This is a genomic window from Nocardiopsis sp. NPDC058631, from assembly GCF_042716955.1.
In the GTDB taxonomy this organism is placed as follows: Bacteria; Actinomycetota; Actinomycetes; order Streptosporangiales; family Streptosporangiaceae; genus Nocardiopsis.
In genome coordinates, this window is record NZ_JBHXQY010000024.1 from 41623 (window position 1) to 67562 (window position 25940).

Below are 25940 nucleotides of genomic sequence, written 5' to 3' on the forward strand. Positions count from 1 at the left end.
GCTCGAAGGGCTCGCCATGACCACATCAGCCGAACCCGGGCCCACCGACTCCGTGCCGGAGTGGTGGGTCTTCCACGGCACAGGTCAGCCGCGCGCGCACCTCGACCTCGCGACGCGGTTACCTCCGCCTCCGCAGTGGCGTACCTACGGCGGGGCGTTGAACTCCGGTTCGGCGTCCCCCTTCTACGAGCCGTCCGCGCCCCCCGGCGAGCCGGCCGAGCCGGAAGAGGACGAGACCTCCCCCGGAGAGAGCACGCGGCACCTCGGCCCCCTCCACGGCCGTACCGGTACGGTCCCGCTCGGCCCCCACCGCAGGCACCTCCTGGACAAGGTCAACGCGGCGATTCACCTGCGCAGGCCGCTGCTCGTCACCGGGCCGCCCGGGGTGGGCAAGTCCAGCCTGGCCCACCAGATCGCCCGCGAACTCAACCTCGGCCGGACGCTCCGCTGGGCCGTGACCAGCAGGAGCACCGTCCGGGACGGTCTGTACTCCTACGACCCGCTCACCCAGATCCACGACCTCAACCTGGAGAACGCCCACCGCCGGGCCACGGGACAGGCGCCGGACCGGCGCTACGCGGGCGACGGCGACGCCCACCTGCGCAGCAGCGCGGAGGCGATCAGCCGCTACCTGGCCCTGGGTGCCCTGGGCACCGCGTTCCTCCCCACGAGGACACCCCGCGTCCTCCTGATCGACGACTTCGACCTGGGCGACTTCGACCTGCCCGGTGACCTGCTCGACCTGTTCGAGAACGGCGGCTACCGGATCCCCGAACTGGCCCGGCTGTCGGGAGTGGCGCCGACGATCGAGGTGGGCACCGACGACCCCGGCCGCACCGTGCCGGTCTCCCACGGTGAGGTGCTCTGCTCGGCCTTCCCCATCACCGTGCTCACCTGCAACAGCGGTCGCGACCTCTCGCCCGCGTTCATGCGGCGCTGCATCCCGGTCGAGATGGGCCTTCCGGACGAGCAGGAGCTGCTTGCCGCCGTGGCCGGGCACTTCAGGGGCGACCTGCCCCCCGGTGCGCGACTCCTGGTGACCGAGTTCCTGGAGAGGAGTGGGAGCGGGCACGAGCTCGCCATCGACCAGCTGCTCAACGCCGTGCACCTGGTCGGAGCGCTCGGCCCCGACCAGACCGGCCCCGAGGGAGGACAGGTGCGGGAGCTCTCGGAGCTGCTCTGGCACCGGTTGACGGAAAGCCCGGGATGAGTTCGGGGCGGGTACCGGGGAGCGAAGGCCCCCGGGTTACAGGCGACGCGGGAGGATCTCCGGACCAGGGGTTCGGGCTCACCGCGACCGACCTGGCGGACGCGATCCATCTGGCGGCCCTGTGTGACGCGAGCGCGCGCCGGGCCTCGCGGACGCACCGTCTCGGGCAGGACCCGGGCGAACCCCCGGCCGACCCCGGTCCCGGCCACGGGCCGGAACCGCCACCGTGGCAGTCGGCCCCGGACCTGCCCGGCGGCGCCGACCGCCCCCCGGGTGCCGGGTCCGCCGACCGGGGAGTGGCCGGGGCGAGTGCCGCGAGGGGACACGTCCAGCCGGACGCCGACCCCTCGGACAGGTCCGGGCCGGCCCCGGGCACCGTGTCGGCCCCGGGCACCGGGTCGTGGGAGGGAACCGAACCCCCGCGGTTCGTCCAGCCGGTCCTTGAGGGGCGGCAGGACCTGGTCGCGGCGCTCTCACCGTTCAATCTCAAGGCTCCGCGGGGCGTGGCCGACCAGGTCGACCCGGAGGGCACCGCGCGTGCCTACGCCCGGTCGCTGCTGGACAGCCTCCACTGGCCGGAGGACGAACACGAGGGTGCCGGCGTCCCCGTCGTGCCCGTACTCCGGGCGCGGGAACAGAGGGCGGTGGACCTGACCCTCCTCCTCGACGAGGGCGTCACCATGCTCTTCCAGCGCGGCCTGGCGGGCGAGTTCGCGGGGCTCCTCGGGGACAGCGGGGTCTTCCGGAGGGTGCGCGCACTGCACTTCGACTCCGAGCGCACGGGGCGGCCGGACCTGAGGGACGCGAAGGGGCGGCGCCGCAGGCTCGGCGGGCGCCGTCCGACCGGCGCTCACGTCACCCTGGTCCTCACCGACGGACTCGGCGGAGCCTGGAGGGACCGGGAGTTCCAGAAGTGGGTGGCGGGAGCCGCCGGGCGCGGTGCCCTGGCGATCCTGCACCTCCTCCGTCCGCGGTTGTGGCGCCGCGGCGCCATCGCCACCCTCCCCACGGAGCTGGGCATGGTCTGGCCCGCCGCCGCAGGTGCTCCGAACACCCGGTACGTGCGCGAGCGGACGCTCGCCGACCTCCTCGCCGAGGAGGACGAGCCCGCGGCGGGGACGCTGGTCCCGGTGCTGCCGCTGAAACCGTCGGCGCTCCACGACTGGGCGTCGTTCGTGATGGGCCTCGGCCGCTCACGGCTGTGGGCGCACACCGCGGAGTTCCCCGGGCGGCCCGGACCGGTTCTGTCGGATGCGCCCGACGCCGGGGACGACGGGGTGTTCGACGCGGCCCAGGAGGTCCTCCGCTTCCAGAAGGCGGCGACCCCCGAGGCGTTCGACCTGGCCGTGGCACTGGCGGCCGTCCCGCTGGATCCGCGCCTCGTGGAGGCCGTGTGCGAGGACGTGATGGGCAGGGCGACGCCGTCCGAGCTGACCGAGGTGTTCTTCAGCGGTCTCGTCCGGATGAGGGACCCCTCCGAGCACGGGGCGGTCCGGTGGGACTTCCGTGACGGCGTCCGCAAGGCCCTCCTGGCCAGGGGAGGGCGGGTGTCCGACATCCGCCGGATGCTCGGTCTGGCGGCGGAACGCCTGCTGCGGGTGGACCCCTGGTTCGGCGACCTCGCGAGGATGCTCAAGGGCGAGCACGTGGTCTCGCCGACGAGCACGGTGACGTCGCGTCCGTGGGTGCGGTTCATGCTCCCCGCGGTGGAGAGCGCGGCTCTTGTCCGCCGTTATTCGGCTCCGATCAGGCAGTACGCGGAAGCGGCCGCAAACAGCGGGTCCCGCGATCCTGTCGCGCCAGAGGTAGGGGCCCGGTCTTCCCCTGGTTTAGGATTGCCGAAGGTTCCCGGATCTGCGCAAACGGGCAAGAGTGATAAGAGGAAGACACGGAATACCGCACCCTTTTCTGATCGGTCGGGTGAAAAGCCAATCATGTCTACAAACCCTTCAATTGGGGACAGAATGAACGATTCTGGCGACATTCACACCGGCCACATGGGCAGGTCGTCCACCAGCGGTCGCCCGCTGAGTGCCGTCTGGGTGCAGGTTCCCCGCAAGAACAGTGCCTTCACGGGGCGCGAGGAGCTGCTCTCCTCGCTGAGGGCCCAGCTCCTCACGGGACAGCGCCAGGTCATCACCGCGCTGAACGGTATGTCAGGGGTGGGCAAGACCGAACTCGCGAAGGAGTACCTGCACAGGTACGCCTCCGAATACGACCTGATCGTCTGGATCCCCTCCGCCCACAGCAACCAGCTGCGTGAGAGCTTCTCCGTGCTGGCATCCCGCCTGAGGCTGGACAGCGCCGGGGCGGGCAGCGGTCACGTCGTGGAGGACGTGCTCGCGGCACTCCACCAGGGCGGGCTCTTCCAACGCTGGCTTCTCGTCTACGACAACGCGCAGGCTCGGACCGAACTGGAACAGTATCTTCCTGTTGGGGGCGAGGGGCACGTGATCATCACTTCTCGGGACAACAGCTGGACGGTGGCGGGGGGTGACGCCTTCCTGGCCGTCCGGGAGTTCGAACGCAAGGAGAGCATCGAACTCCTCAAACGACGCGGACCCGCCACTCTCACCGATGACGAGGCGGACGCCCTGGCGCGGGAGCTGGGCGACCTTCCGCTGGCGCTCAACCAGGCGGCGGTGTGGCTGCACGAGAGCGGTATGGCGACCGAGGAGTACCTGCGCCAGTTCGCGGACAAGAGCGAGGAGATGCTCGCGCTGCTGCGGCCGGACGGAACGTACCCCGTGGCGGTCGCCGCCGCGTGGAACGTGTCCCTGGACCGGCTGGCCACGACCAACCCGGCCGCGCTCCAGGTGCTCCAGCTCTGCTCGTTCATGGCGACGGCGCCCATCCCCCGCGCCCTCTTCAACCACGCGCGGGGCATCGAGGGCCCGGCCGAGCTGCGGGCCGCGCTGGAGGACCCGGCCAAGCTCGGCATGGCCATCCGGGACATCGGGCGCAACAGCCTGGCCCACATCGACCACCAGCGCAACACGATCTCCCTGCACCGGCTGGTGCAGCGGGCAGTCCAGGCGCCCATGGGCGAGGCGGAGCGGGAGGAGATGCGCCACTGCGCCCACCAGCTGCTGGGCCGCAGCGACCTCCAGGACGTGTCGACCGGCGCCGGCCGTTTCACGGACCTGCTGCCGCACGTGTGGGCCGCCGAGGCCTGGGACTGCGAGGACCCGTGGGTGCGTGCCGTCGTGGTCCAGATGTGCCGGATGGCCCTGCTGCGCCAGGAGTTCGACGACGCCCGGCGCCTGGGGGACACCGCGTGGGCGTGGTGGCGCGAGCACCTGGGGGAGAACCACCCGTCCACCCTCAGCATGGCGGTCCAGGTCGCCGTGGCGATGCGCGGACAGGGCCATCTGGCGGAGGCCCTGCAGCTGGGGGAGTCCACCCTGGCCACGCTGCGCGAGCTGCAGAACCCGGAGGACCCGGAGACCCTGGAGGCGGAGATCGAGCACATCCGCAGCCTGCGGTTCGTCGGCCGGTTCCGGGACTCGCTCACCGCCGCCGCCGACGCCTACCACCGCCGGGTGCGCCTGTTCGGCGAGGAGGACCCCCACACGCTGCTCACGGCCCACTTCCGGGCCTTCAACCTGCTGCTCAGCGGTGACCCTGCGGCATCGGCCGAGCAGTACCGCGACACCCTGACCCGGCTGGAGATCGTCTTCGGCCCCGACCACGGGCGCACCCTCGGTACCAACAACGGGTACGCGGAGGCCCTGATGGAGCGGGGCCTGTACCAGGAGGCGGAGGCGATCCAGACCAACCAGGTCGAACGGGTCACCAACCTGCTCGACGAGGACGACCCGGGGGTCCTGAGCAACGTGCGGACGCTCGCCGTCATGCGGCGGCGGATCGGCCGCCACCGGGAGGCCTTCGCCCTCTCCGAGAAGGCATGGCAGCGCTTCCGGATCAAACAGGGCGCGGACAGCAACGACACCATGTACGCGGCACTCGTGCACTCGATGTCCCTGAGCGCGGTCGACCAGCACGACGAGGCCCTGGAGCTGGCGCAGACGACCGGTGAGCGCTACGTCAAGCTCCTGGGCGACCAGCACCCGTACGTGGGAGCCGCGAACATCAACCAGGCGATCATCCTGCGCCGCCTGGGCAGGGTCGCCGAGGCGCGCGAGTTGGACGAGCGTGCCCTGGTGCTGTTTCGGGAGAGGATCGGCGGCCACCACCCCAGTGCCCTCTCGTGCCTGGTCAACCTGGCCAACGACCACTTCCTCACGGGGGACGTGGTGGGGGCCAGGGAACTCGACGAGGAGGCGCTGGCGGGGTGTACCAGGGAGCTGGGCCCGAGGCACCCGCTGACCCTCCTGGCCCGCCGCAACCTGCTCGTGGACCGCAGGGCCCAGGGTGAGGACGTCGATCCGGAGTTCATCGAGGTGGAGGACCAGTACCGGGAGGCCATGGGCGCCGACCATCCCGCGACGCTGAGCATCCGCAAGAGCGTGCGCGGCGACGCGGACATCTACCTCGCCCAGATGTGACCGCGGTGGTCCGGGGGCCACCCCGGACCACGCCCGGTCAGGCGCGGTCCACGAGCCGGAGCAGCGTGACCCACTGGTGCGCGGGCAGCGAGAGCTCCGTGCGGTCACGGTGTGTGGAGTCGCGGACCCCGACGGCGTCGGGGGCGCGCAGGACAGCCTCGACGCACGAGTTGTTCACTCCGCCGCTGCGGCTCGACGTGCGCCACTGCCCGGGCTCCCGTCCCAACCCCCTCACGAGAGCACCCGTCCGGCTCGTCTTTCCTGGTCGTTTCTATGCACGCGGCGGCCTCGATTCTTCCGGTCCCACCATTGGTCGCTCCTGTTTCCCGCGCGGTCCTGTCAGTTGGGTCGGGTCCGACTTCGGCTCTCCCATATATTCTGCTGACTTTCGAGCCGACTTGTACATGCCCACTGGGGTAGTGATCATGTTGTCCGGATGCATCCATCCTCGGACTGTTCATAAAACGATGCCTACAGAACGTTTCCCGTTCCCCGGGGCGAACGCGGCCGACAGGAACTGTGAAGAGATTTACGAAGTGTCCTGTTCGGTGCGGGTTCGGTGTTCCCCGGCGTCCCTGGGGCCCCGGCGTCATCGGAGGTGGGCCCGTGTCGGTCGGTAAAGCGTTTTAGGTGGACCTGTCCGGAAAAGATCAGATCCCCGCGGTCTCAAAGTGATGTCGGACGTGAAAGAGCCGGGAGCTTCGGGTCGGCGATGGCGAAGGCCTTGACCGGTGGAAAGCGGATGGGTGTGCCGCGGCCTATAGGGAGAACTTCGCGAAGTAGGCCCTAGGGGGGTTCCCGCAGGTAATCCATTGTGGACGCGCCCGGCCGGGGCCGGTTTCCACTTCTCCAGGGAGGCGAAGGGCTTTTCCTTCTCCCGAGTCGGCCCGGCAGTGCGGGAGGAGGATGGTGCAAATCGGTGCAAAACCCACCATTGTGTTAACGGTGATGGCCATGGAGGGCCGATCCGCTCCTTCCCCCACGGAAGTCGCGGGGGCACCTGCCCGGGCGCCGCCGTCCGCGGCGGCCCGCAACACTGCCTACCATGCTGGACATGCGCATTCTCGTGGTGGAGGACGACGACCGGGTCGCCCGCGGCCTGGTGACCGCCCTGCGGGCGGCGTCCTTCGACGTGCAGCGGGTCGCCACCGCCGAGCGCGCGCTCACCGCCCCGGCCGCCGACGTGGTCCTGCTCGACCTCGGTCTCCCCGATGCCGACGGCATCGACCTGCTGCGCAAGCTCCGGGAGCGGCCCCGGACCGCCATCATCGCCGTCACCGCGCGGGGCGAGGAACGCGACCGGGTGCGCGGGCTGCGCGCCGGGGCCGACGACTACGTGGTCAAGCCCTTCGGCGTCGCCGAACTCCTCGCCCGCATCGACGCCGTCCTCCGGCGCACCCGCCCCGCGCGGGCCGAGGCCGCCCCGGCCGAACCCCCGCTCACGGTCGGCGCGCTCACCATCGACCCCGACTCCCGCGAGGCGCGGGCCGGCGGCCGGGAGCTCCAGCTGACCCGCAAGGAGTTCGACCTGCTCTCCCTGCTGGCCTTCCGCTCCCCGGCTGTCGTGGCCCGCGACCAGATCCTCGACCAGGTGTGGGGCGAGGCCTGGGAGACCTCCTCCAGGACCCTCGACACGCACATCGCCTCGCTGCGCGCCAAGGTCGGCCGTGCCGTGCGCATCCGCACCGTGCGCGGTGTCGGCTACCTCCTCGACGGGGCCTGACCGTTGCTGCGGCGCCTGCTCGCCATCCTGCTCCCGGTCGCGTTCGTGATCGTCGCCGCCGTGTTCGTCCCCCTGGGCACGGTCATCGCCCAGCAGCGGACCCAGGAGGTGTACGTCGACAGGCTGGGTGACGCCGGGAGGTTCGCCTCCCTGGCCCGCACCGTCCTGGAGACCGACCGCCTCGACCCCCTCGCCCAGGAGATGGCCCGCTACGAGGAGCTGTACGGAATCCCGGCACTCGTCGTGGCGCCCGACGGGCAGCTCATCGTCGGCTCCGGGGACCTGCACCGGATGCGTGGCGTCCTCGACGGGATCCCCGACCCGGGGACCGTCGGCGCCGCGCTGGCGGGGGAGCGCCCGGCCCCGCCGTCCACCGTGTGGCCGTGGGACCCCGATCCGCTGGTGGTCGCCGAACCCATCGGGCGCGACAGCGAGGTCGCGGGAGCGGTGGTGGTGGTCGCCCCCACCCGTGAACTCGGCTCCGACATCCTCCAGGTCTGGGGCCTGCTCGGACTGCTCAGCATCGTGCCCCTCACCGTGCTGGTGACGGCGTCGATGCCGCTCTCCCGCTGGGTGCTGCGGCCCATCCGCAAGCTGGACGCCGCCACGACCGCGGTCGCCTCGGGCGACCTCGACGTCCACGTGGACGCCGAGCGCGGCCCGCCGGAGCTGCGCCGCCTCACCGAGTCGTTCAACACGATGGTGGAGGTGGTGCGCAGGGCCCTGGAACGCCAGCGCTCGTTCGTCTCCGAGGCCTCCCACCAGCTGCGCAACCCCCTTGCCAGCCTGCGGTTGTCCGTGGAGAACCTCGCACCGCACCTGGAGACCCCCGAGGCCAGAGAGGCCCACGAGATCGCCATCGACGAGGCGACGGTCATGCACAGGATGTTGAACTCGCTGCTGGCCGCCACCCGCCTGGAGAGCGTCACCGGGACCGAGGCCGTGGAGGCCGCCGAGGTCCTGGAGAGCAGGGTGGAGCGCTGGAGGGCACTGGGCGACGCCCGGGGCATCGCCGTCACCACCGAGGTCCCCGCCGGGGTGCGCGTGTACGCCCCGGCGGGCGGCCTGGGCAGCATCCTCGACGAACTGGTCAGCAACGCCCTGCGACTGTCCGGCGGTACCCGCGTGGTGGTGGAGGCCGTCAGCGGTGACCCGGTGCGGATCAGCGTGCTGGACGACGGCGACGGCCTGGCGGAGGAGCAGTACACGGCGGCACTGGAGCGGTTCTGGCGTTCTCCGCAGCACCAGAACACCGAAGGCACCGGCCTGGGCCTGGCCATCGTCGCCGACCTGGTCCGGGAGGCCGGCGGGCGACTCACGCTGGGACCCGGCCTGCCCGGAGGGGAGCGCCGCGGGCTGGGCGTGGTGATCACTCTTCCGCCGGTGCGCGACACCGGGGGCTGAACCGGTCGGACGGCACCCGCGGTCCGGACCCGCCCCGGCCGTGCCGCCTCAGGCGGGCTTGTTGGCCCGGTACCAGCGTTCGGAACCGGGGTGCAGGGGGACGACACCGGTGGAGATGCCGGTACGCACGTTGATCTGCGCGGCCTCCGGGCGCTGGGCCGCCAGCCGCGCCTGGCCCCGGTAGACGGTCTCGGTGACCTGGTAGGCCAGGGCGTCGTCCAGGTTCGCCCGGCACAGCAGCAGGTTGGGGATGGACATGGTCGGGCAGGCCGGGACCTCCGAGTAGGTGGTCGCGGGGAGCGTCGCCGGGAAGTAGGCCTCCGGGTAGGCGTCGGCCATCACGTCGGCCGTGTCGGCGAGGTCGATCAGCCGCACCGCGTGCCTGTCGGCGAGATCGGCGACGGCCGGGGTCGGCAGCCCGGTCAGCGAGAACATGGCGTCGATCTCCCCCGAGGACAGGGCCTCGGCCGAGGCGGCCTGGTCGAGCCGGACGGAGTCCACGGTCAGCCCGGTCCTCTCCAGGATCTCGGCGACGGTGAACTCGGTGCCGGAGTTGACCGACCCCACGGACACCCGCAGGCCCTCCAGATCGGAGAGTTCGCGCACGGGCGAGTCGTCGAGGACGACCAGGTGGACGAAGCTGTCATAGAGGCGTCCGACGGCGTTGAGCCAGGCACCCGAGCCGGTGTCGTTCTCGTACGACAGCACGGTGTCGAGGCTGGCGAAACCCAGGTCCGCCGCGCCGTCGTCCAGCAGGTACAGGTTGTCGAGGGAGGCGCCGGTCTGCACCGTCGTCACCTCCAGGGAGGGCAACGACTCCCGGAGCAGGATGGCGAACTTCGCGCCGATCTCCCGGAAGACCGCGCCGGGCGGCCCCGTGGCGACGACCAGATCGGTGATCCCGTACTCGGGACCGCGCGAGCAACCGCCCGCGGCCGCGGCGACGGCGGCCCCCGCCGCACCCAGCAGCACGCTGCGCCGGTTCGGTCCCATCGGATACATGAATGCAGCTTAGGCAGGCCGGACGGCCGCCGGGGACGGGAACCCCGTCCGGGCTCCACCGGCCCCCGTTCGTGACACCGCGCGCACACAGGTACGAAACACGCGGAAACGCAGGCTTCACGGGGAGGCAGGGCCGTCGAAACACGCCCTTCCTAGCGTCGGGCCCCATGGACACACCGATGTATACGGAGGCGGGACCCGCCGCGGAGGCTTCCCTCCACGGCGGGCGGCAGACGGGCGAGAGGGCGGAGCGAACCGCCACCTCGCGCCGGGACCGGGTCTACGCCCTGATGCGCGAAGAGGTCCTGAGCGGGCGGACCGCCCCCCACACCCGGCTGGGCGAGGTCCGGCTCGCCGAGCGCTTCGGCGTCTCCCGCACCCCTGTGCGCGAGGCACTCGCCCGCCTGCACTCGGACGGCCTGGTCGAGCGCCGCGAGAACGGCTTCTACGCCACCGTGCCCAACCTCGCCGAGCTCCGCGACCTCTACGAGCTCAGGGTCACCCTCGAACTCCGCGGTATCTCCCGCGCCATCGAGGACCCCACCGTCAGGCACGACCCCGACATCCTCCTGACCGAACTGGAACGGTGGGAGAAGCTCCGCGCCGACCCTCCCGCGCCGGACCCCTCCTTCGTCCTTGTGGACGAGGAGTTCCACGCAGCCCTCTCCCGCGCCTCCGGCAACCGGGCCCTCACCGACTCCCTGGTCTCCGTCAACCAGCGCATCCGCCGGGTCCGCATGTACGACTTCCTGACCGGGGACCGGATCACCTCCACCATCACCGAGCACATCCGTATCACCGAACACCTCATCGCGGGCGAACTCGACTCCGCCTACCGCGCCCTGCACGAGCACGTCGGCGCGTCCATGGAGGTCGTCCTGGAGCGCGCACGGCGCGCGCTGACGCAGATGGCCCTCCACTCCGACGCCCTCTGACCCGGACGCCCCGCCCCGCCGCACTGATCATCGGACCAAGGAGAGCCACCGTGTTCGACTCCGTGCTCGTCGCCAACCGCGGCGAGATCGCCTGCCGCATCATCCGCTCCGCCCGCGACCTCGGCCTGCGCACCGTGGCGGTGTACTCCGACGCCGACGCCGGTGCCCTCCACACCCGGCTCGCCGACGAGGCCGTACGGCTCGGGCCGGCCCCGGCCGCCGAGAGCTACCTCGACATCGAACGCGTCCTGGCGGCGGCCGCGGCGACGGGCGCCGGGGCCGTCCACCCCGGTTACGGCTTCCTGTCCGAGAGCGCGGAGTTCGCCCACGCCGTCGAGGCCGCCGGACTGGTGTTCGTCGGACCCGAACCCCGCCACCTGGAGGAGTTCGGCGACAAGCACACCGCGCGCAAGGCCGCCGCCGCGGCCGGGCTCCCCATGGTCGCGGGCAGCGAGACCCTCCCCGACGTGGAGCAGGCGGTCACCGCCGCCGAGCGCATCGGCTACCCCGTCATCCTCAAGGCCACCTCCGGAGGCGGCGGGATCGGTCTGCGCCCGTGCGCCGACGAGGAGACCCTCCGCGCGGCCTTCGACCAGGTCAGCCGGATGGCCGCGACCCACTTCGGCGGCGGGGGCGTGTTCGTGGAGCGGTTCGTCTCGCGCGCCCGCCACGTCGAGGTCCAGGTGTTCGGCGACGGCCGCGGCAACGTCGTCACCCTGGGGGACCGCGACTGCTCCCTCCAGCGCCGCAACCAGAAGGTCGTCGAGGAGGCCCCCGCGCCGGGGCTCTCCGACGGCCTGCGCGCCGAACTCCACCGCACCGCACGCGACCTGTGCGCGGGCGTGTCCTACCGCAGCGCCGGGACGGTGGAGTTCGTCTACGACGTCGAACGCGCCGAGGCCTCCTTCCTGGAGGTCAACACACGGCTCCAGGTGGAGCACCCGGTGACCGAGGAGATCACCGGGGTCGACCTGGTCGCGTGGATGCTGCGCCTGGCCCGGGGCGAGGACGTCCTCGCCGACGTACCCCCGGAGGGGCCGGCGCGCACCGGACACGCGGTCGAGGCCCGCGTGTACGCCGAGGACCCCGCCCACGACTTCCGGCCCAGTTCCGGTCTGGTCACCCGTTTCGAGACCCCGCCCGGGGTGCGGGTGGACGGCTGGATCGAGGCCGGACAGCGTGTCACCAGCGACTACGACCCCCTGCTCGCCAAGGTCGTCGTGTGCGGTACCGACCGGGCCGAGGCACTCGACCGGCTCGGTGACGCCCTCGCGGAGGTACGCGTCGACGGCCTCCAGACCAACCTGGGCCTGCTGCGCGCCCTCGCCGGTCACGCCGGCGTCCGCGCGGTCGGGCACACCACGGCCACGTGTGCCACGGTCGGTGATCCGGAGCCCCGCGTCGAGGTGGAGCGGGCCGGAACCCTCACCACCGTCCAGGACTTCCCCGGACGCACGGGCTACTGGCAGGTCGGCGTCCCCCCGTCGGGCGCCATGGACGACCTGTCCCTGCGCCTGGGCAATCGCGCCCTGGGCAACCCGGAGGGCGCACCCGGCCTGGAGTGCACCATCGAGGGCCCGGCGCTGCGGTTCTCCGCCCCGTCCACGGTGTGCGTCACCGGAGCCCCCGCCGACGTCACCGTGGACGGGGAACCGGTCGCCCAGTGGGAGCCGGTCGGGGTCCCCGCCGGCGGACTCCTCGACGTCGGCCCCGCCCGAGGGCCCGGCATGCGCACGTACGTGCTGGTCCGCGGAGGGTTGGACGTGCCCGGGTACCTGGGCAGCGCGTCCACGTTCACCGCCGGGGAGTACGGCGGCCACAGCGGCCGTGCCCTGCGCCTCGGAGACGTCCTGCGCCCCGCCCCCGCCCGGGCAGGGGCACCCGCGCCCCGACCGGTCCCCGCGGCCGAACGCCCCGACTTCGACGCCCCGCCGGACACGGCCGCGCCCCCCGGAGCACGGGAGGGCGAGCCTTCCCCGGCCACCACCGCCGGCAGGAACACCCACTGGGACGTGGAGGTGTCCGAGGGGCCGCACGCCGCCCCCGAGTTCCTGACCCGCGAGGGCCTGGCCGCCTTCTACGCCACCGCCTGGAAGGTCCACCCGCAGTCCGCCCGCAACGGCGTCCGGCTCTCCGGCCCCAAGCAGGCCTGGGCGCGCCCGGACGGCGGCCAGGCCGGACTGCACCCCTCCAACGTCCACGACACCGCCTACTCCATCGGCGCCGTCAACCTCTCCGGCGACACCCCCGTGCTCCTGGGCCCCGACGGTCCCAGCCTGGGCGGATTCGTCTGCCCGGTGACGGTCGTCACCGGCTCCCGCTGGAAGGTCGGACAGCTCCGCCCCGGCGACACCGTCCGGTTCCACCCGGTCACGGAGGCCGCCGCCGAACGGCTGCACTCCGAGCCCACCGCGGCCCCGCTCCTGCGCGGCACGGGCTCCGACGGCGACGACGGCGTCCTCGCCCGCGTCCCGGCGGGCGAGGGCGCGCCCGAGGTCACCTACCGGCGCGGCGGCCACGACAACATCCTGGTCGAGTACGGGCCCATGGAGCTCGACCTGGGCCTGCGCCTGCGCGTCCACGCCCTCATGGCCGCCCTCGACCTGGCCGCGCCCGCCGGGATCGTGGACGTCACGCCCGGGGTGCGGTCCCTGCACCTGCACACCGACCCGGCGGTGCTGCCCCTGCGCACCCTCCTCGGCCTCCTCCGGGAGATCGAGGCCGAACTCCCGCCCACCTCCCGGCTGCGGGTGCCGAGCCGCACCCTGCACCTCCCCCTCTCCTTCGACGACCCGTCCATCCACGAGGCCGTCGCCCGCTACCGGACGGGCGTGCGCGACGACGCCCCCTGGAACCCCGACAACATCGAGTTCATCCGCCGCGTCAACGGCCTCGACTCGGTCGGGCAGGTCCGGGACATCGTCTTCGACGCCTCCTACCTGGTCCTGGGGTTGGGAGACGTGTACCTGGGCGCGCCCGCCGCCACCCCGCTCGACCCCCGGCACCGGCTCGTCACCACCAAGTACAGCCCCGCGCGCACCTGGACCCCCGAGGCGGGGGTCGGCATCGGCGGCGCCTACCTGTGCGTCTACGGCATGGAGAGCCCCGGCGGCTACCAGCTCATCGGCCGCACCGTCCCCATCTGGTCGGGGCTGCGCCAGTACGGCCCGTTCGAGCCGGGGACCCCGTGGCTCCTGCGGTTCTTCGACCGGATCAGCTGGTACCCGGTCGGCCACGAGGAGCTCCTCGACGTCCGCGCCGACCTGCTCGCCGGCCGCCACGAGCTCGCCATCGGGGACGGGGAGTTCGTCCTCGCCGACCACGAGCGGTTCCTCGCCCGCAACGCCGGGTCCATCCGGGCGTTCGAGCGACGCCAGGCCGCGGCGTTCGAGGCCGAACGCCGGGCCTGGGAGGCCGCGGGCGAGTTCGAGGACCGGCCCGAGCCCACCCCCGTCACACCCGCCGCGCTCGACCTGCCGTCCGGCGCCGCACTGGTCGAGGCGCCCCTGTCCGGCTCCGTCTGGAAGGTGGACGCGGCCCCCGGCGACACGGTGGAGAAGGGACAGCCCGTGGTCCGTCTCGAAGCCATGAAGCTGGAGGTCGTGGTCCGCGCACCCTGCGCGGGAAGGATCTCGGACATCCTCGTCGGACCGGGCCAGCACCTCGACCCGGGAAGCGCCATCGCCGTCATCACGCAAGGAGAACCCGCCTGATGCCCCACCCCACCGACCGCGTCCGCTCCGCCTACCGGCGGATCAGCGAGGCCGACCGGCCCGAGGTATGGGTCACCCTGCGCCCGGAGCAGGAGCTGGCCGTGGAGGCCGAAGCCCTGGAGGACCGCCTCGCGTCGGGGGAGGACCTGCCGCTGGCCGGGACTCTCCTGGCGGTCAAGGACAACATCGACGTGGCGGGCCTGCCGACGACCGCCGGCCACCCCGGCTACGCGTACACCCCGAAGGTGAGCGCACCCGCGGTGGCGCGACTGGTGGGCGCGGGCGCGCTCGTGCTCGGCAAGACCAACCTCGACCAGTTCGCGACGGGCCTGGTGGGCACCCGCAGCCCGTACGGCGCGGTCCGCAACGCCTTCGACCCCGCACGGGTCTCCGGGGGGTCCAGCTCCGGCTCGGCCGTGGCCGTCGCCCTGGGGGTCGCCGATATCGCCCTGGGCACCGACACGGCCGGTTCGGGGCGCGTACCCGCCGCCCTGCACGGTCTCGTCGGTCTCAAACCCACGCTCGGACTGGTGCCGTCGTCCGGGGTGGTCCCGGCGGCCCGCCCCTACGACTGCGTCACCGTGTTCTCCCGCGACCTCGCCTCGGGGCGCGCGGCACTGGCCGTGATGACCGGGCCCGACGCCGGCGACCCCTTCAGCCGGGACTGGCCCGCCGACGTGAGGCTCGCCCCGCGCGGTCGGGGGAAGGTGGCGGTGCCCGCGGAGGAAGGGCTGGAACCGCTCGGTGCCGCCGAGCGCACGGCCTTCCACACAGCTGTGGACGTGCTGCGCAAGTCCGGGACGGAGGTCGCCGAGGTGGACGTGGCCCCGCTGCTGGAGGCGGCCCGGCTGCTCTACGACGGGGCGCTGGTCGCCGAACGCCATGCCGCCGTGGGTGAGTTCCTGGCCGGGCACCCCGAGGGCGCCGACCCCACCGTGGCCGGGATCGTCCTGGCCGCCGGTGACGTCCCCGCCCACCGCCTGGCCGCCGACCAGCACCGGTTGGCCGCCTACAAGGCGACCGCACGCGCGCTCCTGGCCGGCTTCGACGCGCTGGTCCTGCCCACCACGGTCGGCCACCCCTCGCTGGCGGAGGTCGCCGCCGACCCGGTGGGCGCGAACTCGCGACTGGGCACCTACACGAACTTCGTGAACCTGCTGGACATGGCGGCGGTCGCGGTTCCGGCGGGGACCGCCGACGGCCACCCGTTCGGGGTCAGCGTCATCACCCGTGCGTTCGAGGACCAAGTGGCCCTGGACCTGGCGGCCGACCTCGTCGGCGAGGAACGGGGCGGGGCCTACCCGGAGCCCGGTGTCGAACTGGCGGTGTTCGGCGCACACCTGCGCGGACAGCCGCTCCACCACCAGCTCACCGACCGGGGAGCCCGGTTCGTCGCGGAGGAGGCCACCAGCGCCGACTACCGGATGGTCGCCCTGCCGACCACGCCGCCCAAACCCGGTCTGCTCCGCGTCGGCGGGGGCGGAGCGTCCGTGCGCTGCGAGGTCTGGAGGATCTCCCCGGCGGGTCTCGGGACGTTCCTGGCCGCGCTACCCGCACCCATGTCCCTGGGTGCGGTGACCCTGGCCGACGGCCGCACGGTGGTCGGCTTCGGGTGCGACCCGGCCTCGGCCGAGGGCGCGCAGGACATCACCCGCCACGGCGGCTGGCTCGCCTACCGCAGGTCCCTGGCGGGCTGAAGCCCCCGGGTACGGGAACGGCCCCCTTCCACACGTGGAAGGGGGCCGTTCCTCGTACGACCGGTGCCGTTCCCCGGAGCCCGGGGCGCCGGATCAGTAGTGGCGCGGCCGGCGCCTGGCCCTCGACGGGGGCCTGCTGGACCGGGAAGCCTCCTGGCGGGGCTCCGCCGGAAGCGTCACCGGCACGCCCGAGGGCGTGCGGGCGCCGGTCACCCTGACCAGCTCCGGGTCCTGCGAGCTGACCTGCGCGGTCTGCGCCTCGACCTGCGCACGGCTCATCAGGCGCGCCATCTCACGGCGCTGGCTGGGCAGGACCAGCGTGACCACGTTGCCGGACTCGCCCGCGCGGGCGGTGCGTCCGCCACGGTGCAGGTAGTCCTTGTGGTCGGTCGGCGGGTCGATGTTGACGACCAGGTCCAGGCCGTCGATGTGGATGCCCCGGGCGGCCACGTTGGTCGCCACCAGCGCGCTCACCGTACCGTCCTTGAACTGCTTGAGGGTCCGGGTGCGCTGCGGCTGCGACCGGCCGCCGTGCAGGGCGGCCGCCCGCACGCCGTTGGCGAGCAGGTGCTTGGCCATCTTGTCCACGGCGTGCTTGGTGTCGAGGAACATGATCACCTGGCCGTCGCGGGAGGCGATGTGCGTCGCCGTGGCCTGCTTGTCGGCGTTGGACACGTGCAGGACGTGGTGCTCCATGGTGGTGACCGCGCCGGCGGTCGGGTCCACCGAGTGCACGACGGGGTCGTTCAGGAAGCGGCGGACCAGGGTGTCGACGTTGCGGTCCAGGGTCGCGGAGAACAGCATCCGCTGCCCGCCGACCGGCACCTGCTGGAGGATCGCGGTGACCTGGGGCATGAACCCCATGTCGGTCATCTGGTCGGCCTCGTCCAGGACGGCGACGTCCACCTGGTCCAGGACGCAGTCGCCCCGCTCGACCAGGTCGCGCAGGCGGCCCGGGGTGGCCACGACCAGCTCGACGCCCTGGCGCAGTGCCCGGGCCTGGCGGGAGATCGGCATCCCGCCCACGACGGTGGTCAGGTTCAGCTTCAGTGAGCGCGCGTAGGGCGTCAGGGAGTCGGCCACCTGCTGGGCCAGCTCACGGGTGGGGGCCAGCACCAGGGCCAGCGGCTGGCGGGGCTGTGCGGTCCGCCCGTTCAGACGGGCGAGCAGCGCGAGCCCGAAGGCCAGCGTCTTGCCGGAGCCGGTCTGGCTGCGTCCCAGGACGTCGCGCCCGGCCAGGGAGTTGGGCAGGGTCGCCGACTGGATGGCCGACGGGGTCGTCAGGCCCTGACGGGCCAGGGTCGACTTCAGCGGCGCTGGCATGTCCAGTTCCTGGAAGGTGGACACAGGGTCGAGCGCCGGGGTGGTGGAGACGGGGAGGGCGAACTCCCCGGCCGAACGGCCGGAGGGGGCCCTGCCGCCCGAGGGGCGTCCAGAGGGGCGACGGGGGCGGGAGCGGCCATAGGCGGCGGCGCTGTGGCCGGTGCCGCCGGAGGAGCGCCGTTGTCCGTTCACGCGGGACGGATGGTTCATACGAGCCTTTCGTCGACGGCGCGCGCCGGTCGAGGAAGCCCCAGGGGCTTCGACGTGAAGCATCGGTGGTGCGCCGCAAGATTCTGCGATTTCCACGGCCCACGCGGAGAGCACGCTGTGGGGTGGGGTGGTGGGGCCGGTGCCTGTCGGCAGTCGACGGCCAGAAGACCGGCCCGGAAAAACATGAAAAAGGGACAGAGGCCCTGCACCCGGAGGGCGGGCCTCTGTCGTGGCCGGAGCGCGGGGCTCCGTTAGATCAGGACGATGTTCTCGGCCTGGAGACCCTTCGGGCCCTGGGTGGCGTCGAACTGCACGGCCTGACCTTCCTGGAGCTCGCGGAAGCCAGTGGCCTGGATGTTGCTGTAGTGGGCGAAGACGTCGGGGCCGCCGCCGTCCTGCTCGATGAAGCCGAAGCCCTTGTCACCGTTGAACCACTTGACGGTACCAGTAGCCATGTTTTCTCCTTAGTTCTGGGCACGGAAAACCGCAATCTGACGGCTTCCCCGTCACCGTGATGACCACCCGAATAACGAACCCTGAAGAAGACCCAGCCTGAAGGCCGAACAACGCAAAATCCAACGGGAATCACAACTGCAACTGGAGTAAACTTAGCACACCCTGGTTTCGGTGTCGCGAGGATTGTCGTGTGTGTCAGAGCACGGTGTGACCCGGTATCGACTGACCTCGTGTGTGCGTTGGACTCTGGCCGCGTTCCGGCACCCCGGCACCCCGGGCTCAGTCCCCGGCCGTGTCCGCGGGGGACATGCCGTGCCTGAGCCGCCTGTAGTGCCGTGCCCGGGCGCCCAGGATGACCGAGGCCAGCAGCGTCGCGATCAGGGACGCGACCAGCACGCCCGTCTTGGCGTGGGCCAGGTGCTCTGGCGAGTCCGCGAACGACAGTTCGCTGATCAGCAGGGACACGGTGAACCCGATGCCCGCGAGCTGGGACATGCCGACGATGTCGATCCACTTCAGGCTCGGGTTGAGCTCGGCGCGGGTGAGCTTCGTGGTCAGCCACGAGCCGCCCGCGATACCGATCACCTTGCCCAGGATGAGGCCGGCGATGATGCCCAGGGCCGCGCTGTCGGTGAGGACCTCCCCGACACCGTCGAAGACCACGCCCGCGGAGAAGAACGCGAAGATCGGCAGGGCTAGTCCGGCGGACCAGGGGCGCAGCACGTGCTCCACGCGGTGGCTGGGGTCGTACGCCTCACCGGGCAGCTTCGTGGTCCGCATCAGCAGGCCCATGGCCACACCGGCGATGGTGGCGTGCACACCGCTCTCGTGCACCAGACCCCAGATGACGAGCGCCAGGGGGATGTACACGATCCAGTTGGGCAGCGCGGAGGCGTTGAGCTTCGCGGCGAGGCCCTTCCCGCGCTGGAGGTACCAGAACAGCACCAGGCCGACGGCGGCGGCCAGCAGCGCCAGGAAGTTGATGCCGGAGGTGTAGAACACCGCGATCACGATCACCGCGCCGAGGTCGTCCACGATCGCCAGGGTCAGCAGGAACGTGCGCAGGGCCGGGGGAAGACCGCGGCCGACGACGGCGAGGATCGCGACGGCGAAGGCGATGTCGGTCGCCATCGGGATGCCCCAGCCCTGGAGGGTGTCCGGGGATGTGATGTTGATCGCCGCGTAGAGGGAGGCGGGCACGATCATGCCGCAGATCGCCGCCACGATCGGCAGCATCGCCCGTCGCGGGTTGCGCAGCTCGCCGTGCACGAACTCCTGCTTGAGCTCGTTGCCGACGACGAAGAAGAACACCGCCAGCAGGCCGTCGGCCGCCCAGGTCTCCATGGACAGGTTCAGGTGCAGCGACTCGGGGCCGAAGGTGATCGCGCGCAGGTTCTCGTAGACCGCGCCGAGCGGGGAGTTGATCCAGACGAGGGCGACGAGCGCGGCGCCGATCAGGAGGAAGCCTCCGACGGAGTCACTGCGCAGGGCGTCCGCGAAGCGCGAGACGGCCCCCCTGGCCGTGGTGGGCTGAATCGGGTCAAGGCTCATGTGTGACTCTCCGGGTATGGGTCGGGACTCGCCGACCAGTCTTCCCGGCACACCTAGGCGCCTTCGCGCCGCGCCTATGCTCGCCGAAGATGGGACGAATGTCCACTCCAGAGGCCTGTGTCCGTTCCTGGGGGCGCGCCGACACGCGTGGAGTACGCTGCTTCGCAGGTGTGCCGGGAAGACTGGTCGGCGGTAGCTGTCGCCTATGCGGAAACAACAGGTGTCCGATGTCCGAGTCCAGCCCCCACGGCACCCACATCTACCGTTCCGCGGTCGGCGCCCGCGCGGTCCGCGCCTGGTGCGAGGAACGGATCGACGGCTGGCCCGCCCTCACGGCGCTGCCGGAACTCGCCACAGCCCTGGGCCCGACGCGGGCCTTCCGTGCGCCGGGCGGCGGCGCCACACCCGTACTCGTCCTCAGCGGGACCAACTTCAACTCCGCGACGTCCGTGGACACCGCGAGGGTCATCGCCAGGGACCGCCCGGTCACCCTCGTCGACCTGCCCGGGCAGCCCGGCCTCAGCGTCGGGATCCGGCCCAGGGCCGACCGCGCGGCGGCGTACGGCGCGTGGTTCGACGAGGTCCTGCCCCTCCTGACCGAGCGGCCCGTCACCCTGCTCACGCACTCGCTCGGCTCCGCGGTGGCCCTGGCGGCCAGGCCCTCCCCGCTGGTCCACGCCGTGGTGATGGTCGGACCCGCGGGGCTGACGGCGGCGGCCAAGACGCCCGAGCTGATGCGCGCCACCCTGCCGTGGATGATCGGCCCCCGGGACGACAAGAGCACCCGCCTGCTCAACTTCATGAGCGGCCCGGCCCACGTCTCCCCGGGCCCGCACCCCTTCGCCCCGTGGATGACGCTGGTCGGCCGCCACTGCCGCACCAGCCTGGCCCCGGGGCCGCTTCCCCTGGAGTGCCTGCGCCCCTGGGAGAACACCCCGGTGGTGGTGGCCACCGGGTCCGACGACGTCTTCTACTCCCCGGCACGCCTGCACGGACCCGCCCGCCGCTTCCTGGACGCCGACGTCGTCGTCATGGAGGGCGCCGGCCACCTCGCCATGGACGAGCAGCCGGAGCGCGTCGCGGAACTGCTCCGCTCGGTCGACTGACCGAACACGGGGAAGGGGGCGGCTCCGCGACCGCCGCGGAACCGCCCCCTGCCACGGGGTCCGGGTCACACCCGGTCCCCGGAGCGTTCCAGCTCGGCCCTGGAGACGCGGTGTGCCAGGGACACGGCCACGATGGAGATGAGCGCCGTGAACACCAGGTACGCGGCGATCGGCACCCACGAGTTGTCGAACCGTGACAGGAGCCAGGTCGCGATCAGCGGCGCGGTGCCGCCCGCCAGGGCGGCGCCGATCTGGTATCCCAGGGTGACGCCCGTGTACCGCACGCGGGTGGAGAAGATCTCCGAGCTCAGGGTGCCGATGGTCGCGGTCACCGGAGCCCAGAACACGCCGAGGCCGATCACGGTGGCGAGAACCAGCATGGCTACGCTGCCGGTACCCAGCATGAGGAAGTACGGGGCGGCGAACAGCGCGAGGAGGACCGCACCGACCAGGTAGACCCTCTGGCGGCCGAAGGTGTCCGAGAGGCGGCCCGACAGAGGGATGCACACGGTCGCGACGATCGCGCCGACGGTCACCGCGTTGAGCGCGGCCGTGTTGTCGAAGGACAGCGTGCCCGTGGCGTAGCTGACCACGAACGTGCCGAAGATGTAGAACGGTGCGGTCTCCACGACCTTGGCGCCGACGGCGACCAGCACCGCGCGCCAGTGGAAGCGGAAGGTCTCCACGACGGGCAGTTTGGCGACGTTCCCCTCCTCCTTGGCCTTCTGGAAGGACGGGGTCTCGTCGATCCCGGAGCGGATCCACAGGCCCAGCAGCACCAGCAGGACGCTGCCGATGAACGGCACCCGCCAGCCCCACGCCTCGAACTCTGCCTCGGGCAGCAGCGACATGAGGGTCAGGGCGAGGCTGGCCAGCAGCATGCCCAGGGTGATGCCCATCTGGGGCACGCTGCCGAAGAAGCCGCGGCGCTCCTTGGGCGCGTACTCGTAGGCGAGCAGCAGGGCACCGCCCCACTCGCCGCCGATGCCCATGCCCTGGATGATCCTCAACAGGATGAGGAGGACGGGGGCGAGGACTCCGATGCTCTCGTAGGTGGGCAGCAGACCGATGAACATCGTTGCCCCGCCCATGAGGGAGAGCGTGATGATCAGTGTTTTCTTGCGGCCGATCCGGTCACCGATGTGCGAGAAGATCACGCCGCCCAGCGGGCGGATGAAGAACGTCAGCGAGAAGGTCAGGTACGACAGCATCAGAGAGACGAGCGGGTCGTCCGAGGGGAAGAACAGCTTGTTGAAGATCAGGGCCGCTGCTGTGCCGTAGAGGAAGAAGTCGAACCACTCGATCGTGCTGCCGGTCAGGCTCGCGATGAGGACCTTGGTCCTCGGCGGCCGCGCCTGCGTGGTGTCCGCGCTCATGTCCAGAGCTCCTGCTCAGGTCGGGGATTTCGCGGACCGACGAGGGTGAGGGACCGCGAGTATGGCCGGAGCCTAGGTCCGGGCGGCGGGCGCCACCCTTGTCGGAACGGACGATATGAACGCCGGGGCGGTGTCGATTCCGACAATCCGGACCCGGGGGAGGGGCGAGGGGCCGTCCTCGTGACCGGGCGGAGACCGCACGGGAGCCGTACCGCGATCCGGCGTACCCCGGTCAGACCCTGAGCGTGATCGCCGCGAGGAGCCGCTGTTCGGCGTCGTCCAGGTCCAGCCCGGTCAGTGAGCAGATCCGCCTGACGCGGTGCCGCAGCGTGTTGGGGTGCACGTGCAGGTGTCTGGCCGCCGCCGTCACGTCGCCGAAGGCGTCCAGGTACGCGGACAGCGAGCGGCGCTGCTCGCCGTCCAGGGCGTCGAGGCGGTCGTCGCGCAGCTGGGGCATGTCGGCGAGGGTGTCGAACAGGTCGCGCAGCACCACCGAGGAGCGGACCTCCTCGAACGAGGTCACGTGCTGCCCGGGGCGGTCCGCGACGACGTCCAGGGTCCGGCTGGCCACCTTCTTCAGCGAGGGCACTGCGCGCATCCTCGGGGCGGTTCCCGCCACGGCCGCCTGCACGGGCGTGCCCAGGTTGTCCCGCAGGACCTGCACCAGCTCTCCGGCCCACGCGGCCGGAGGCCGGCCAGTAGCGGCGGGGAGCAGCACGTACAGCAGTCCGCAGGCAGGAATGACCAGGGCGTCCTTGCGGTAGGCCGCCGCGTACACGGAGGCGATCTCCGCCGCATGGTCGAGCCGCCAGGGCGGATCGGACTCCGGTCCGCGCAGGGCGAGCGCGATCACCGCGACCGGTGTGGAGGGGTCCGCCCCCAGGTGGCGGGCGAGTGCCTCGGTGTCGAAGGCGCCGGTCAGCAGGCCCACCGACAGCTCCTCGGTGTCCCGCCCCGTGCTGCGGGCCCCGCTGTTGGCGCGCATGACGTGCACAGAGGCGAGTCTGGCCGCGCCGTGAAGCACCTGGACGCTGGTGGGCGCGAGCGGGTGATCGCCGACCTGGACCCATATGGTGCCGAGCGCGCGTTCGCCGGCCCTGATCCCCACGACGAGGCGGCGGGCGGCGCCGAGGTCGGGGCGCTCGGCTACCTCGACGACCTCGCCTGCCCAGATGCGCTCGTTGACCCCCCACTCGCGCATGTGCGCCAGGAACGACTCGGGGCAGCCCCGGCCGAGGATGGTCTGCCTGCGCAGCTCGTCGGCGCCCTCGCCGGACGCGGAGTAGGCGAGGACCTGTCCCGCGGCGTCCTCGATGCTGACGATCCCGCCGGTCAGTGTCGCGACCGTCTGCGCGAGGGAGAACAGGTCGCCGTGTCGGGACTCGGTCCGATCGGTTTCCAGGACGGCACGGGCCAGGGCGGCGAACTCTTCCGGGCCGAGGGAGGGGTCCACCGACAGCACGGGCAGGCCGAGGCCGCGGAGTCCGTCGGCGTCGGTGCCTGTGGCGGCCACGGCGCTCGCGCCCTGTCGCTCGGCCCACGCGGCGAGCGCGGCCCCACCGGAGGGGATGACGACCAGGGCCGCGGTGGGCAGGGGGCCTTCCTCCTGCGCCACGACCGCTGTTCGCACGAGCGTGCCGAGCCCCCGGGGCGCGGCGACGAGCCCGTGGACGGCCCCGTCGAGCGCCTCCATCAGTGCTTTGACGGTCAGGCCGGTCTTGCTCACGTTCCACTCCGGAAGTCGGTCCGCACTGTTCGGAACCATTGTGCGCCTTGATGCGGTATGGCCGGTGATCTGGTGGCCAGGGGTGGGCGGTAGCCAGGACCTGGTAGACGGTGTGCGCGCCGACCGCCGCCAGGAGCCGGTCGTCCGTCGAGGACGCGGTCGTGGTCGACCCGAAGGAGACCGTGCGGGCGCGGTCCCACGTGTGGAGAGCCGTTCACGGGCTGCACGGAGCGCCGCACGTCCGGGGGCGTCGAACATCATCCACCAGTGCTACGGAGGGCCGCTTCCGACGGTTCAGGACGGGTGCCGGCCCCGGGACCCGCTTACCTGTCGGGGCTCCCGGGGTTCGCGGAGCCGCGACGCCGTCCCGCGACCGGTGAGCGGTGACTGAGACGACCCATAACGGGAACCAAGTATGGTAAGTGGCCCCCTGTGCGGGGCGCACGGGTGCGTGCACCCCGAAAAGTCAGCATGGCCGTGCCATGGTCCGGAAGGTTCGCCGCACTTACTGTTACCTGGAACACAAGAGTGTTTCGTTCACTTTTTCAGGGGAGAGAGAGCATGCTCGACGCCGACGCGACGACGCTAGGCCGACGTCGGGGCAGTGACTTCGCCCAGCTGTCCCGCCGTGTTCAGGAAGCCGGTCTGATGGAGCGGACCCCGGTGTACTTCGCCGTACGGCTGTCCCTGATCGGACTGTCCTTCATCGGCGTGTGGGTCGCCTTCTTCCTTCTCGGCGACACGTGGTGGCAGATGCTCACGGCCGTTGCCATGGCCGCCGTCTTCGGGCAGGTGGGCCTGGTCTCCCACGAGCTGGCCCACCTCCAGATCTTCCGGAGCCGACGCATCAGCGAGGTGTTCGGCCGGCTCGTGGGCAACCTGGGCATCGGACTCGGCTACGGATGGTGGCAGGACAAGCACACCCGGCACCACGCCAACCCCAACCACGAGGATCTCGACCCGGACGTCCAGCCGGACATCTTCGTGTGGTCCGAGGACCAGGCGCACGCGGCCAAGGGCGTGCCCGCCTTCATCGGCCGCTGGCAGGCCTTCCTCTTCTACCCGCTCCTGCTCCTGGAGGGCCTCAACCTGCACGTGGGCAGTGTGCGCGCCCTGTTCCGGCCGAGCACCAAGCAGCGGGTCCTGGAGGGCGTGCTCCTCACGGCGCACTTCGTCCTCTACCTCGGCGCGGTGTTCGTGGTCCTCGAACCCCTCCAGGCCCTCGCGTTCATCGCGATCCAGCAGGGGCTGTTCGGCGTCTACCTCGGCTGCATCTTCGCGCCCAACCACAAGGGAATGCCCACGCTGAAGAAGGGCGAGAAGCTCGACTTCCTCCGCAAGCAGGTGCTGACCTCGCGGAACGTGCGGGGCGGATGGTTCATCGACATCGCGCTCGGCGGCCTCAACTACCAGATCGAGCACCACCTGTTCCCGAACATGCCCAGCCCGCACCTGCGCCGGACCCAGCCGATGGTGCGCGACTTCTGCGCGGAGATCGGGGTCCCGTACCACGAGACCGGTTTCGTGCGCTCACACGTCGAGGCCCTCACCCACATGCACAGGGCGGGAGCCTCGCTGCGCGCAGCCGCGCGGGCCTGACACGTCAGGGGTGATCGCCGCGCTCCCGGGCGCGGGCCGACTTGGTGCGAGCGTTCTCGGTCTCGGGCAGCGGGACCGCCCGCAGCACCTCGTTGGCCTCGTAGAAGGCGGCGGGCGGCATCGCGCGCAGGGCGCTGACGATCTCCTCGTCAGCGCCCGCCTCCAGGGCACGGGCGACGATCTGGTCCTTGTCCGCCGGAAAGTCCATCTGGTCCAGGATCTGCCGCAGCCCGCTGATACCCCGCTTGACGCCCATGGTCGGTCCCCCCGGATCGTGAGAGGGTCCGACCGCGTCCGCCTCCCGGCCGGGAGGCGGACGACGCGCGGCCCCCCCAGCACCCGAGTGGGTGAGAGCCCGTGCCCCAGCCACACCGCCGCGGGGTCGGTGGCCGAGGGGCAAG

At 71.8% G+C, this 25940-nt stretch carries 17 protein-coding genes; 9 read left to right on the forward strand and 8 right to left on the reverse strand.

The window, feature by feature from the left end; translation table 11 throughout:
• The first annotated feature begins 16 nt into the window (after positions 1-16).
• Complete coding sequence (locus ACFWTE_RS10975) at positions 17-1210, forward strand: AAA family ATPase (protein WP_378779150.1); 1194 nt, start codon at positions 17-19, stop codon at positions 1208-1210.
• Positions 1207-5718, forward strand: a complete 4512-nt coding sequence (gene fxsT / locus ACFWTE_RS10980) for an FxSxx-COOH system tetratricopeptide repeat protein (RefSeq protein ID WP_378779151.1) — start codon at positions 1207-1209, stop codon at positions 5716-5718. The genes ACFWTE_RS10975 and fxsT overlap by 4 nt, the downstream gene beginning before the upstream one ends.
• Positions 5719-5755: 37 nt before the next feature.
• On the opposite strand, the gene ACFWTE_RS10985 is transcribed toward fxsT, so the two are convergent.
• A complete protein-coding gene (locus tag ACFWTE_RS10985; RefSeq protein WP_378779152.1) occupies positions 5756-5953 on the reverse strand; it encodes a DUF397 domain-containing protein in 198 nt (65 codons plus the stop codon).
• 810 nt (positions 5954-6763) lie between these two features.
• Between ACFWTE_RS10985 and ACFWTE_RS10990 the strand changes: the two genes are divergently transcribed.
• Together ACFWTE_RS10990 and ACFWTE_RS10995 are read left to right on the forward strand one after the other, a co-directional pair.
• Positions 6764-7441: a response regulator transcription factor gene (locus ACFWTE_RS10990; RefSeq protein ID WP_378779153.1), complete on the forward strand. Its 678-nt coding sequence runs from the start codon at positions 6764-6766 to the stop codon at positions 7439-7441.
• A 3-nt stretch (positions 7442-7444) separates the two neighbouring features.
• Complete coding sequence (locus ACFWTE_RS10995; protein ID WP_378779154.1) at positions 7445-8845, forward strand: ATP-binding protein; 1401 nt, start codon at positions 7445-7447, stop codon at positions 8843-8845.
• A gap of 48 nt (positions 8846-8893) precedes the next feature.
• On the opposite strand, the gene ACFWTE_RS11000 is transcribed toward ACFWTE_RS10995, so the two are convergent.
• Complete coding sequence (locus ACFWTE_RS11000; RefSeq protein WP_378779155.1) at positions 8894-9847, reverse strand: TAXI family TRAP transporter solute-binding subunit; 954 nt, start codon at positions 9845-9847, stop codon at positions 8894-8896.
• A 167-nt stretch (positions 9848-10014) separates the two neighbouring features.
• Here ACFWTE_RS11000 and ACFWTE_RS11005 point away from each other — a divergent pair, with 167 nt between their 5' ends.
• Genes ACFWTE_RS11005 through atzF form a run of 3 tightly spaced genes read left to right on the forward strand, consistent with a single transcriptional unit; the run spans position 10015 to position 16192 of the window.
• Complete coding sequence (locus tag ACFWTE_RS11005) at positions 10015-10782, forward strand: GntR family transcriptional regulator (RefSeq protein ID WP_378779156.1); 768 nt, start codon at positions 10015-10017, stop codon at positions 10780-10782.
• Between the two features lie 50 nt (positions 10783-10832).
• Positions 10833-14495 (forward strand): urea carboxylase, encoded by a 3663-nt coding sequence (gene uca / locus ACFWTE_RS11010; protein WP_378779157.1) that lies wholly within the window; start codon positions 10833-10835, stop codon positions 14493-14495.
• Complete coding sequence (atzF, locus tag ACFWTE_RS11015) at positions 14495-16192, forward strand: allophanate hydrolase (protein ID WP_378779158.1); 1698 nt, start codon at positions 14495-14497, stop codon at positions 16190-16192. The genes uca and atzF overlap by 1 nt, the downstream gene beginning before the upstream one ends.
• Positions 16193-16285: 93 nt before the next feature.
• Here atzF and ACFWTE_RS11020 read toward each other — a convergent pair whose 3' ends face one another.
• The 3 genes from ACFWTE_RS11020 to nhaA all read right to left on the reverse strand — a co-directional run bounded on the left by ACFWTE_RS11020 (position 16286) and on the right by nhaA (position 19732).
• A complete protein-coding gene (locus ACFWTE_RS11020) occupies positions 16286-17725 on the reverse strand; it encodes a DEAD/DEAH box helicase (RefSeq protein ID WP_378779159.1) in 1440 nt (479 codons plus the stop codon).
• A gap of 251 nt (positions 17726-17976) precedes the next feature.
• Positions 17977-18180 (reverse strand): cold-shock protein, encoded by a 204-nt coding sequence (locus tag ACFWTE_RS11025; RefSeq protein WP_330160347.1) that lies wholly within the window; start codon positions 18178-18180, stop codon positions 17977-17979.
• A 280-nt stretch (positions 18181-18460) separates the two neighbouring features.
• Entirely contained in the window at positions 18461-19732 is a 1272-nt protein-coding gene (gene nhaA / locus ACFWTE_RS11030; RefSeq protein WP_378779160.1) for a Na+/H+ antiporter NhaA, read from the reverse strand.
• 227 nt (positions 19733-19959) lie between these two features.
• On the opposite strand from nhaA, the gene ACFWTE_RS11035 reads away from it, so the two are divergent.
• The gene (locus ACFWTE_RS11035; protein WP_378779161.1) at positions 19960-20838 is read left to right on the forward strand and encodes an alpha/beta fold hydrolase; all 879 of its coding nucleotides are present in this window, start codon (positions 19960-19962) and stop codon (positions 20836-20838) included.
• 65 nt (positions 20839-20903) lie between these two features.
• Here ACFWTE_RS11035 and ACFWTE_RS11040 read toward each other — a convergent pair whose 3' ends face one another.
• Both ACFWTE_RS11040 and ACFWTE_RS11045 read right to left on the reverse strand, forming a co-directional pair.
• Complete coding sequence (locus ACFWTE_RS11040; RefSeq protein ID WP_378779162.1) at positions 20904-22214, reverse strand: MFS transporter; 1311 nt, start codon at positions 22212-22214, stop codon at positions 20904-20906.
• 232 nt (positions 22215-22446) lie between these two features.
• Positions 22447-23940 carry a PucR family transcriptional regulator gene (locus tag ACFWTE_RS11045; protein WP_378779163.1) on the reverse strand — a complete coding sequence of 498 codons (1494 nt, stop codon included), beginning with the start codon at positions 23938-23940 and terminating at the stop codon, positions 22447-22449.
• A gap of 648 nt (positions 23941-24588) precedes the next feature.
• Here ACFWTE_RS11045 and ACFWTE_RS11050 point away from each other — a divergent pair.
• Positions 24589-25539, forward strand: a complete 951-nt coding sequence (locus tag ACFWTE_RS11050; protein ID WP_378779167.1) for a fatty acid desaturase family protein — start codon at positions 24589-24591, stop codon at positions 25537-25539.
• Positions 25540-25543: 4 nt separating this feature from the next.
• Here ACFWTE_RS11050 and ACFWTE_RS11055 read toward each other — a convergent pair whose 3' ends face one another.
• A complete protein-coding gene (locus tag ACFWTE_RS11055) occupies positions 25544-25795 on the reverse strand; it encodes a DUF2795 domain-containing protein (protein ID WP_378779164.1) in 252 nt (83 codons plus the stop codon).
• Between the last annotated feature and the right edge of the window lie 145 nt (positions 25796-25940).